This is a genomic window from Paeniglutamicibacter kerguelensis (assembly GCF_017876535.1).
Classification (GTDB): Bacteria; Actinomycetota; Actinomycetes; order Actinomycetales; family Micrococcaceae; genus Paeniglutamicibacter; species Paeniglutamicibacter kerguelensis.
In genome coordinates, this window is sequence record NZ_JAGIOF010000001.1 from 3,249,288 (window position 1) to 3,261,064 (window position 11,777).

8 protein-coding genes and 1 tRNA gene are annotated in these 11,777 nt (G+C 65.4%); 6 read left to right on the forward strand and 3 right to left on the reverse strand.

Annotated elements, in window-relative coordinates; translation table 11 throughout:
* Nucleotides 1-299 precede the first annotated feature (299 nt).
* Nucleotides 300-1,589 (forward strand): HupE/UreJ family protein, encoded by a 1,290-nt coding sequence (locus tag JOF47_RS14830; RefSeq protein ID WP_209999794.1) that lies wholly within the window; start codon nt 300-302, stop codon nt 1,587-1,589.
* Between the two features lie 234 nt (nt 1,590-1,823).
* Nucleotides 1,824-5,657 carry an outer membrane protein assembly factor BamB family protein gene (locus JOF47_RS14835; RefSeq protein ID WP_209999795.1) on the forward strand — a complete coding sequence of 1,278 codons (3,834 nt, stop codon included), beginning with the start codon at nt 1,824-1,826 and terminating at the stop codon, nt 5,655-5,657.
* A 174-nt stretch (nt 5,658-5,831) separates the two neighbouring features.
* Here the strand turns inward: JOF47_RS14835 and JOF47_RS14840 are convergent.
* Both JOF47_RS14840 and JOF47_RS14845 read right to left on the reverse strand, forming a co-directional pair.
* Nucleotides 5,832-5,904, reverse strand: a tRNA-Ala gene (locus tag JOF47_RS14840).
* An 80-nt stretch (nt 5,905-5,984) separates the two neighbouring features.
* Nucleotides 5,985-6,197, reverse strand: a complete 213-nt coding sequence (locus JOF47_RS14845) for a helix-turn-helix domain-containing protein (protein ID WP_209999797.1) — start codon at nt 6,195-6,197, stop codon at nt 5,985-5,987.
* 392 nt (nt 6,198-6,589) lie between these two features.
* Here JOF47_RS14845 and JOF47_RS14850 point away from each other — a divergent pair, with 392 nt between their 5' ends.
* On the forward strand, nt 6,590-7,066 hold the full coding sequence (locus JOF47_RS14850; RefSeq protein WP_209999800.1) for an Lrp/AsnC family transcriptional regulator: 477 nt from the start codon (nt 6,590-6,592) through the stop codon (nt 7,064-7,066).
* A 142-nt stretch (nt 7,067-7,208) separates the two neighbouring features.
* Nucleotides 7,209-7,607 (forward strand): RidA family protein, encoded by a 399-nt coding sequence (locus JOF47_RS14855; RefSeq protein ID WP_209999801.1) that lies wholly within the window; start codon nt 7,209-7,211, stop codon nt 7,605-7,607.
* Nucleotides 7,608-7,699: 92 nt separating this feature from the next.
* Here JOF47_RS14855 and JOF47_RS14860 read toward each other — a convergent pair whose 3' ends face one another.
* Nucleotides 7,700-9,400 (reverse strand): PucR family transcriptional regulator, encoded by a 1,701-nt coding sequence (locus JOF47_RS14860; RefSeq protein ID WP_209999802.1) that lies wholly within the window; start codon nt 9,398-9,400, stop codon nt 7,700-7,702.
* A gap of 128 nt (nt 9,401-9,528) precedes the next feature.
* Between JOF47_RS14860 and JOF47_RS14865 the strand changes: the two genes are divergently transcribed.
* Nucleotides 9,529-10,824: an alpha-hydroxy acid oxidase gene (locus tag JOF47_RS14865; protein WP_209999803.1), complete on the forward strand. Its 1,296-nt coding sequence runs from the start codon at nt 9,529-9,531 to the stop codon at nt 10,822-10,824.
* A gap of 2 nt (nt 10,825-10,826) precedes the next feature.
* On the forward strand, nt 10,827-11,771 hold the full coding sequence (locus tag JOF47_RS14870) for an ABC transporter substrate-binding protein (protein WP_209999804.1): 945 nt from the start codon (nt 10,827-10,829) through the stop codon (nt 11,769-11,771).
* Nucleotides 11,772-11,777: the final 6 nt, after the last annotated feature.

Here is an 11,777-nt window from a genome sequence, read left to right on the forward strand (position 1 = left end):
TGTGAGGCATCCCCAAGAACAATCGCCCCGACGTGCCATTTTTACACGACAAACATCGGATGTATAGGATCACCACTCGCGAACACCTTTATGACGCGGGCAAGGTTTACCGATTCACGGTCGCGGGGGCGCGATCCGGCCGGATTCCGGAAACCCGTGATGGCGCCCTCCGGCGAGCGCGGCCCGGCGATCCAACCGTTAACCTCGTGTCCCCCTGCGCCTCACCCGGCCTTCCCGAGTCATTCATGGCTTCATGACTCAATGTGTGTTTACCGATCTCGACCAATCAATGGAGCTCCATGCGCCGCCTCGTGATGATTTTCATCGCCTTCCTCCTCCTGTTCGTCCCCGCCGCCGCGGCCCAGGCCCACCCCGTCGGCACCACCGGCATGCTGGTCGAAATCGAGGGAGACCGCATGGGGCTGACCCTGCAGCTCCAGCTCGACCAACTGAACAAGTACCCGGGCCTTGACCTGGCGGCGGGCGATCCGATTCCGGCCGGAACCATCGAGCAGCTCGTCAACGACAGGGTCGCGATCACCGCGGGCGGCGAGGCCGGCGCCACGGAGATCACCGGAGTCGCCCACGGCATCGTCAACGACCGCGACGCCGTCGTCGTGGCAATGACCGCGGTGTCCCCGACCGGGTCCGGTCCCTTCACCGTGAAGTCGTCGCTGATGACCGACGTGATCGATGGCCACAAGGTCTACGTCTCGCGGGTCGTGGAGGGCGAGGAAGCGGAGCTGCTCGGCGTCATCACCGCGACCCAGCAGACCCTGGAGGTCGACGCGCACTCGCAGAAGGCGGGCCTCGGAGAGATGATCGCGCACGGCATGCACCACATCGCCGACGGCTACGACCACCTCTTGTTCCTTGCGGTGCTGCTGCTCTCGGCCCCTCTGGTGGCGGTGCGCACCGGCGCCGGATGGCGCTGGAGCCAGCACAAGGCAGGCCTCGGCCCGTCGATGAAGCGGATCCTCGCCATCGTCACCGCCTTCACCATCGGCCACTCGGTCACCCTGCTCGTGGTGAGCCTGGGCTGGTTCACCCCTCCGGTCCGCTACGTCGAGACCTTTGTTGCGCTCTCCATTGCGGTGGCTGCGTGGAACCTGGTGCGACCCATGTTTGCGCACGGCGAGGTGATGCTGGCCGGTCTCTTCGGGCTGGTGCACGGCATGGCCTTCGCCACGACGATCCTGGAGATGAACCTCAACCTTACCGACACGCTGGTCGCGGTGCTCGGCTTCAACATCGGCATCGAGCTGGCCCAGCTGCTCGGCGTGCTGCTGGTGGTCCCGCTGATCCACGTCGCAGCCAACGGAAAGCACTACGGAACTTTCTGCCGGGGCCTCGCCGCGTTCGGCGTCGTGGCCTCGGCCGCCTGGGTGGCGGGCATCTGGACGGACACGGACTCGGCGCTGACCCCGCTCTTCGACGGCGTCGCCGCCAACCCGCTGCTCTCCTACGTGGTGTTCATCGGCGCCATGCTGTTGCTGGGGTACACCGGGGGCCGGACGCCGGGCAATCGGGCGGCCGAGCCGGAGGCCAAGCCCAAGTCCAAGGCCGATGCCCTGACCGCGGCCAAGTAGCGCCGCCAAAAACCGCTGCCAGACAATCCCCGCGGGAGGCCGTCAAACAGGCCCGGCGGCCTCCCGCAGCCGACTGCACCGCAATGTCCATTTCGAAGCATGCACTGGTCAGGCGGCGTTCATGTTGGGGACACCGACCCGACACGTTGAATCGTTACGTTTGTCGGCGTGAAACCTGACGCGCGCAGCGCACCCCATACATATCGAAACATTCTCGCGGTATTCATAGCGACAATGACCTTCCTGCTATCCACCGTGGGCACCGCATCCGCCCACCAGAGCCGTGACCATGGAGAGCTCGTCGTCTCGACCAGCGGGGCGACCTCCACCGGCCACATGATGCTGAGCAACGAGATCGTCGGCATCGAGCAGTCCGCCGCCTGGGCGCAGACGATGCTCGCCGGTGCATGCCCGCTCACCGCCGAAGGCGTGGCCGGCGAGACCGGTGGAGCACCCGGCTCCCTCGTCCTCCAGCTGGCCTGGGACTGCAAGCTGGACCAGGTTGACCTGTCCTCGCTGCTGCAGGCGGCCCAGATGGACTCGCTCGTGGTCGAGTTCGACGGCAACACCGTCGTCGCCACGGCAGCGACCCCCGTCGTCGACGCATACGGCGTGCACGAACCGGCACCCGTCGGAGGGCTTGAGCTGCCTCCGCAGAGCCTATTGATCCTGGCCTTGGGACTGGGCGTGGCACTGGTTGTCATCCTCGCCCGCCGCAAGGTTCCCGCCGACTCCGATCGCCCGCGCGCAGAGCGCCCGGCGCGAACCGGCAAGTTCCGCGTTGCCACCAGCGGCGGCCTGGTCGTGGCCTTGATCGCCCCGCTGCTGGTGCTGGCCCCGGGTGCCGCCACCGCTGCCCCGGTGTCCCCCGCTGCCACCGAATCCGCGGCAGCCAGCGAGTCCGTTGATTCCCCGGCAGCCATCGAAGCCCCCGAACCCCCCGCACCCAGCGCGGACCCTGCCCCCACCACCACTTCGACTGCCCCATCTGCTCCAACTGCCAAAACCACTTCCATCACCCCCGGACTGACCCTCACCACGCAGGACCCGAAGGTCGGGCAGCAGCTCTCCTTCCGCTACATCACCGACGCCCCGGCCTCGAACAACTGGGTGGGGATCTACGGACCCAATGACACCCCGGGCCCCATCGCCGCACGGACCTGGGGCTACGCCGCCAAGGCCGACGGCACCATCACCCTGGGCAGTGGCGTCCTGGGTGCCGGCACCTGGACCGCGCACTTCCTGGCCAAGGACGGCTACGAGCCGCTCGCCGACCCGATCACCTTCACGCTCACCAAGACGACCTCCACCGACGTGGCCGTCGTCCAGGGCACCGTGTTCAAAGACCTCGACGCCGACGGCGTCCGCGACTCCGGCGAGCCCGGCATGGGCGGCGTCTCGGTCACCGACGGCGAGGTCTGGTCCAAGAGCGAGGCCGACGGATCCTACAGCTTCCAGATGGACCGCACCCGACGCGAAACCGACCTGGTCCAGATCGTGTCCCCGAACGGCTACACCCCCGCGCTGCGCGCCGACTCCGTGCCGCAGCACTTCCGCAACGTCCCCGCCGGCCCCTCGCCGCTGACCGGGCTGGACTTCGCCCTGGTGCCGGACAAGAACGCCGCGAACCCCAAGGAGAAGTGGTCGATGGTCTCCGACGTGGAGGTCAGTAACACCACCGACGCCTCGGCCGCCTCCGGCCTGCCGACCTGGACCGGACGCGTGAAGGCGATGTCCGAGAACCTCGAAACCACCATGACCATCACCACCGGCGACCTGACCGTCACCGACTACGCCGCCGAACCGCGCCGCCAGGGCGGCTACGACGTGCTGCGCAACGGCCTGACCGCCGGCAAGCTCGGCCACGCCTTCTACCCGGTCGTCGGCAACCACGACGTCGGCGGTACCGCCACCTCGGTGGGCTACGGCGGATCCATGGAGTACTGGCGCAAGAACATGGGCCCGGAGTGGTACAGCTTCGACCGCAACGGCCGCCACGCGGTGGTCTTGGAGAACAACTACGACTCCTCCGGCTTGAAGCCACAGCTGGAATGGCTCAAGGAGGACCTGAAGCGCCACGCGGTGGGCAAGCAGGTTATGGTGTTCGCGCACCGCTCGCTGTTCACCAAGTGGGGCCCGGGCGCCGGTATGCAGCCGATCATCGACGAGCTCGCCAAGTACGACGTGCGCATGTTCGCCGCCGGCCACAACCAGCAGGCAGAATACCGCCGCGGCGCGTTCAAGCGCTCGGTGGAGGTCAACAACATGGGCACCTACGGCCTGGATTCCACCCGCCCCGACTACAAGATCGTCGACTTCTCCGGCATCACCGATGACCCGGCCACCGAAGCCAACGAGGACACCGGCTACATCGGCGGCACTCACCGCCAGTTCGGTGTCAACGACGACGTGGCCATGGTCAGCCCCGCCGCGAGCAGCACCCACGGCCACAAGTCGGGCGTGCCCGTGCAGCTGTTCGTCGAGGACGACGGCCGCACCCCCGACACCGCGTCGCTGGTCGTGACCAAGAAGCCGAACGGCAAGACCGTCTGGAAGGACGACGCCCTGGCCTTCGGCAAGGAGAAGAAGGCCACCGGGATCGTCAATTGCTACACGCCTCCGGGCGGCAAGGCAGAGAAGTGCCCCGAGGTCAGGACCTCTTGGACCCGGGCCGGTGCGCACATCGAGGGACTGACCCCCGGCAAGTACGTCGCGACCATGAACGCCGTCGACACCGCCGGGAAGACCTGGCCGAAGGTCGTCAACGAGTTCGAGGTCCTCGCCGATGCCCGCGTCTCGAAGGCCAAGCCGGGCCAGGACTGGCTGCGCCAGGGCCGCGACGAGTCCGGCGGATCGGATAGCGCGGACAACCCGGGTGCGGACCTGGACCTGCGTTGGTCGGCAAACACCGGCGAGCAGTTCCACCTCAACGGCGCCGCCGTGGTCGACGGAAAGGTCATCGTCGCCTCCCGCGCGCTGGACTCCCCGTACAGCATGATGCTTGCCTACGACGCCCGCACGGGCGCCGAGGCCTGGCGCACCTACCTCGACGGCGACGCCGAGTCCTCCCCCACTGTCCACGGCGACAAGGTCTACCTGACCACCGGCGTCGGACGCGTGTACGCGCTTGACGCCAAGAACGGCGCCGTGGCCTGGGAGTCCATCGAAGACGAACACAACAAGGGCGAAACGGTGCGCCGCTACGGCCGCGCCGGCGGCCCGGTGAGCGTGTTCGACCTCGAGGGCAAGCCCCCCGTGGCCGTCTACCAGGAATGGGGACACGTCATCTGCCGCAACGCGGACACCGGTGCCAAGCTGCCAGGCGGCTTCGCCGCCCCCGCCGGCTGGGGACAGTTCCGCAGCACCGCGGTCCGCGAACCGGGTTCCACCACCGCGTTCCTGCACTCGGGCTCCAGCCAGAGCCTGATCCGCATGGACCTGTCCACCTGCAAGCAGCTGTCCTCGGTGGACACCGCGGGTGACCTGTTCACCCAGTCCTCCCCCGCCTTCACCAACCCCGAAGCAGGAGAACCGCAGCTGGTGACCACCACGGTCTCCGGCACCCGCGGGCACAGCCCGAAGGACGTCAGTACCAGCTGGCACGCCAAGCTCGGCACCGGCGCCACCTGCCAGGACGGCCCGCCGCCGGTCAGCAGCCCCGCGACCTTCGACTCGAAGGCCTATGTGGCCAGCATCGATGGTGTGGTGCGGGCGTACGACACCACCTCGGACACCCCGGCCACCCCCCTGTGGGAAACCAAGCTGGGTTACCTGCCGGGCGAAAGCCCGATGGATGACCCGTTCCGGGTGCAAGCAGGCTGCAAGGGCGAAGGTGCCGGCTCCCCGGCCGGACACGCCTTGGCCACCGAGACCGTCATCTACGCGGGAACCCGCGACGGACGCATGGTCGCTCTTGACCGGGCTTCGGGCAAGAAGCTGGCCGAGTACAACCTCGGCGCAGCTGTGGCCTCGTCGCTGACGGTCAGCGGCAACACCCTGTTCGCGCTGACCGACGACGGAACCATGCACGCGTTGGTGGCCACTAACTCCGCACCGAACGGAGGCTAACGCCTGCTGACGTGTAAATACGTTTGTCACCAAGTCATATAAGGAAGCGGCTCCCGGTTCATTGAACCGGGAGCCGCTTGCTTGTGCCGGTCGCACCTTCACCGGGTGCCCGGTTTCGGGGCAAACAAATGGCCCTCCGAATCAACGTTTCCGTGATTCGGAGGGCCGATCAGGTGGAGCATAGCGGAATCGAACCGCTGACCTCTTCGATGCGAACGAAGCGCTCTACCAACTGAGCTAATGCCCCGGGTCTCGGGCCAATGCCCTCAACGATTCATAGCCTAAACCCACAAAACCCCATGAACAAAATATGGTGACGCCAGATGCCTATTCGGCGGATTCCTGCTCGATGGAACCGGCCTCGATGGATTCCCGGGCAACGGTGTACTGACGCTGGATATAGGCTTCGAGTTCGCTGCGCTCAACACGCCACACCCCGCGGCCGCCAATCTTGATGGCAGGGAGGTCGCCACTGCGCACCAGTGAGCGCACCTGCGGCAGGTTGACGTTCAACTCGTCGGCAACATCTTCAAGACGCATGAATCTCATACAAAGAACGTTACCCCCATGCCGAGCGGGAAACGCGTCAAACCCATTTTGTGGATATCCAACCCCCGGCGCGGAACAGGCCAAGCCCCCGTTAACCAAAAGGTGGTCCGCGACAACTCCAAGCGTTTGGAATCGTTGCGGCCCACCCTTGAATTCGACCTGAAACCTTGTGGGTCAACCCAAAACCGGGACCTGATAGGTTCCCGGACCGGGGGTCTGCTCGCCGCGGCTTGTGGCGTTGGATGAGCTGCTAACAACTACTAAAGCAACCATCGGTCATACCGTGCAACACAGTTGGGAATCGCTGATCATTTTGACTAACATGGAGCGGTAGCTACCGAACAACTTGGTCAATCTGACCGCACTTAGCCGAAGGAGTCGGAATGACGCCGGAATCGTACCAACTGGATGATACGGACAGGCGCATTGTCTTGGCCCTGGATGATGATCCCCGCGTTCCGACCATGATGCTTGCGCAGCGTCTGGGCCTCGCCCGCGGCACGGTGCAGACTCGCATGGAGCGGCTGGCCACATCTGGTGCTTTGCGCCCGAATTCCAGCCGCGTAAAGCCGGTATCCGTCGGCCGTGGCGTTTCGGCCATGGTGAGCGCGGAGCTTGACCAATCGCATCTCAACGAGGCGATCGAGGCGCTGCGGAAAATCCCCGAGGTCCTTGAATGCGTCGCCCCCGCCGGTGACACCGACCTGTTGATCCGCGCAGTGGCGATCGACCCCGATGACCTGTACCGAGTGAGCGAGGAGATCCGGTTGTGCCCCGGCATCACCCGCACCTCCACGTCCATGATCTTGCGCGACGTGATCCCCTACCGCACCACGGAGCTACTCAAGCACCTGAGCTAGGGCGTTGCCCCACCCGGAACCCCCTGTGACCGTTCGGCCGTTTCCCCTGGAAGCGGCCGAAGGTGTTTCGGCGCCTTGCGCCGATGCCATAGGCTTTCAGGGGGCCGGGACAGGCCTCACCACCAGTCAATCCAGGAGCACCATGAGCACTTCCACAGGCCTGAGCAACATTGACGTTGCCGGCATGACCACCGATCAGAGCCCGTTCCCCAGCGCCACGCGTGCAGGTGACTTCATTTTCGTTTCGGGCCAGGTCTCGAAGGACGAGAACAAGGTCTTGGTGGGCGAGGGCGACATCTACGCGCAGACCGTCCAGACCCTGAAGAACCTGGAAAAGGTGCTCGCCGCCTACAACCTGACCTTGGCTTCGGTGGCAACGACCACCGTTTACATCAACGACGCGGCCATGGCCGGCGAGTACAACCGTGCATGGGTCGACACCTTTGCCGGGCACCGTCCGTCGCGCGCCACCATCGTGGCCCCGCTGCTCAACGACAAGCTGCTGGTCGAGGTCCAGGCCACCGCCTGGGCCGGCAAATAGCCCCGAAATCTCCAATGCCCCTTGAGGGTGCGCGGTCCCGGATCCCGGCGCCGCGCACCCGCAAGGGGCATTTTGCTGCCCGTTGCGCGGCTTCAGCGTTCCTGCATCGTCATGCTGCGCAGCCTGGTTTGGGTGCTGAGATCCGTGGTGGTCAGGCGCAACCATAGCCAGAGGCGCTTTTGCGGATCGTCGAGATCCAGGCTGAAGGTCTTGGCCATCTGCGCAATCCGGTAGCGGACCGTGTTGTTGTGTACATGCAGGCTTGCCGCCATGGTCGAAATATTTCCGTTGGAGACCAGATAGGCCCGCAGCGTATCCGTGTAGTCCGTCTGGTGTTCCTCGTCGTAGGCGCGGATTGCCTCGATGTCGTCGGCCGCGCCAAGCCCCTGTTCCGCGACGAATCTCCCGATCTTCATGAGGTTCAACGGAATCCGGTGGTCCTCATAGAGGGCAACGGCAGGCACCGCCTTGCCCTCGATGCTTCCGGCACCCCGTGCCACGGCTTCCCGGTTCAGCAGGTATTCAAGCGCCTGCAGCGCCTCGGTCCGCGATTGCGGCAGGTCCTCGACGCGCCGCGCGATGCCGCCCACCGTGGCAATGAGCGGGTGGGAACTGATCGTGTGGGAATAGGCCCCGATCTCCTGCACAACCCTGCGGTGCAAGGCCCGGGCGTCGTTTCCGGGGCAGGGAAACACCGCATAAATGACCGAACCGATCAGGGCGCTGTGGCTGGTCCTGAACTGCACGTTGGACACCGTTGTGACCAGGTGCAGCAGCCGCTGGATTTCACGCACCGAATCCAGCGAACCCGATTCCGGCCTGGCGATCGTCAATGCGGCAACCGCGAGCCCCCGGGTCACGTCCAGCCCCAGCTGTGCGGCGGCAAACGAGGCATGCGCGGGGTCGTCGATGAGCGTGCGGATCAGGTCGCCGTTGCGCCGTTCCCCGAAGTCCGAGGCCGAACGCGCATGGAGCATGTGCAGGCCGGCCAGCGGAGCCATCCGGTCAAGCGCCTCCAACGCCGCCTGCGCGTTTCCGGCCCCCGGGTCGACGATCCATATGGACCCCAGCAATTCGCCGCCGGCCCGCACCGCCAACGCCAGCCGGCCGACGCCCTCGTATGTTGACGGGATGTACAGGGCGCCGGCAGCCGCATACACGGCCTTGAAATCCGCGTCGAACGCCGGCGGCGTGGATTCCTGGAGAGCCAATGTTGTCACACGTCGCAGCTCGTCAATGGGCTGCCCGGGCAGTGTTGAATACCCCAGGACCCTTCCCAGCGGATCCACGATGCTTGCGGCGCCATTGGTGATCGAGGCAACCGCGTTGGCAAACGCGTAGAGATCACCGAGGCGTACCCCGGAGACCGAGTCCGCAGAGGCCCCCATGACCGAAGCCCTGGCCAAGGCCACCAGTCTTGTCCAGTCCGCATCGCGAGGCGCAACCAGGACCGCAAGCTGGTTGCGTTCGGCCACGGATCGCAGTTGCTCCATGTGGGCGCCGCGGGCCTTGATGATCACCGCGGCCGCGTTGCTGTTCGCAGCACGGTGAAGCAGCTGGTCGAAGTCCGCCGACCCGTAGGTGATGCCGACGGCGAGGATGATCCGGTCATCGACGTTTGTCCACTCATCCAGCGGGTCGTACATCAGGACATCGGAGACGTGATGCTCGAGGTTTCCGGGCGTCGGATTGACGTGCACCAGATCCGCTTGCATGAACTCGATGCAGTCGGAGAGGCGCACACGCCCCGATTCAGCCCCTGGGATCTGGCTTGCATAGCTCTGAGCATCCATCTTTGGAAGATACCACAAAGACCCGAAGCATCTTATGGACGTTCTCACATGAAGAAGTGAAGAGATTTAGATCACTATTGATGAAGCAGGTGGAACGGACTTCCACGTTAGAAATTTGAGGAATAGCAATGCGACTGAAAGACATCTTGGCACTAGCCTCCATCCAGGTCCCGGCCCGCACGCCGGCCGAACGGCTCAAGCGGAGCTGCCACAGCGTGGAGGACATGCGCAAACTCGCATCCAAGCGCCTTCCCAAATCCATTTTCGACTACATCGAAGGTGGCGGAGAAGACGAGTTCTCGATGCGCCGAAACCGCTCGTCCTTTGATGACTGGTCGTTCATGCCCAAGTGGGGCTCCGTCGACAACATGGACCTGAGCTCCACCCTGCTCGGCGGCCCGACGTCGCTGCCGTTCTACCTCTCCCCCACCGGCGGCACCCGCCTGTTCAACCCCAAGGGTGAAACCGCCGTGGCACGTGCGGCCCTGACCCAGGGCATCCCCTACGGCCTGGCACACCTGAGCACCACCACCATGGAGGACGTCAGCGCGGCAGCACCCGCCCTTCGCCGGTGGTTCAACCTCGAGCCGATCGCGGACAAGGCCGAGTTGCAGGCGGTGCTGGACCGGGTCTCCCGCGCCGGCTACGAGGCCCTGATCGTCAACGTCGACTGCCGCTCGATCGGCCACCGCGAACGCGACTACCGCAACGGCTTCACCGCCCCGCCGACCATCAAGCCAAAGACCGTCGTCGAGGGCGCACTGCACCCGCGTTGGGCCCTGGGATTCCTCGCCAACGACGCCATTGCCTTCCCGAACCTTGATGCAGAGGAGCCCACCGGCCCGCTGTCCAGCAGCCCGGACATGTGGCGCACCCTGCTTGCCGGCGCCTACGAGCCCACCGACTGGGACGACCTGCGTGAGATCCGCATGCGCTGGAGCGGGCCGATCATCCTCAAGGGCGTCGTCAACCCGAAGGACGCGGCCCTCGCCGCCGAATACGGCTTCGACGCCATCCAGGTCAGCAACCACGGCGGACGCCAGCTCGACCACATGGCCTCGCCGCTGGACGTGCTGGAAGTCATCGCGGCCGCCGTCGACGGCCGCCTGGAAATCATTGTCGATGGTGGCATCCGCCGCGGTTCGGACATGGTCAAGGCCATTGCCCTGGGCGCAACCGCCTGCTCCATCGGCCGCCCGTACCTCTACGGCCTCGCCGCCGCCGGCGAAGTCGGCGTCGGCCACGTCATCGACCTGTTCCGCGACGAAATGATGCGCGCCATGATGATGCTGGGTGTCACCAGCATCGAAGAACTTCGAGCCAACGGTCGCGAACTGCTCCGCCACAGGTCCGAGTCCTTCCCCTCCGCACCGGCAAAGACGCCTGCGGATTCCAACAACAGCTACGCAGAAACGAGCCTGTAACCATGAAAAACGAGACACCCCGCCTCCGTTCACGGCGCAGCCGCTTTGCTGCAGCAACCGCCGTGGCAGCCACAGCCCTGCTGGCGCTGACCGCGTGCGGCGGCTCCACCCCAACGGCAACCACCTCCTCGGCCGCCGCCGGCGCGGATGGAACCGCCGTCCCGGAAATCGCCCTCAACGAGGCCGCGGTGAAGCTGCTGCCCGAATCGATCAAGGCCTCCAAGGTTCTCCGCGTGGGCATCCCCACCAATGAACAGCCCACCCAGTACTTCCTGGAAGGCACCCAGGAGCTCACCGGCGTCAACCCGGACATCGCCCGCCTGATTGGCGCTGCGCTGGGCCTGAAGGTGGAAATCCAGGTGGCCAACTTCGACTCCATCATTCCGGGTATGGCCGCAGGTCGCTATGACATGACGGTTTCCTCGATGACCCCGACGACCGAGCGCATGAAGGTACTGGACTTCGTGGACTACATGCAGATGGGCACCGCCATCGCCGTGGCCAAGGGCAACCCCACGGGGATCGCCAAGTACCAGGACCTGTGCGGCAAGAAGGTCGGCCTGCTTACCGGTTCCTACCAACTGACCGTCAACATCCCGGACTACAACCAGGAATGCGTGGATGCCGGGAAGCCGGAGATCATCTCCAACCAGTACCAGGACACACGCCAGGCGATCTCCGCTCTCACCAGCGGGCGGCAGGACGCCGTGCTGGCAGACTCCCCCATTCTGGGCTTCGCCGTGACGCAGAACGACTCCATCGAGATCGCTTCCGAATACGACCTGACCGCCGTCGCCGCCGGCGTTCCGATCGACTCCGGCCTCAAGGACCCTGTCGCAGCGTCGCTGGCAGTGGTCATCAAGTCCGACGCGTACAAGCAGGTCTTGGCCAAGTACGGCCTGGATACCAGCGCCATCACCGACGCACGCGTCAACTTCGCCCAGTAGCTATGG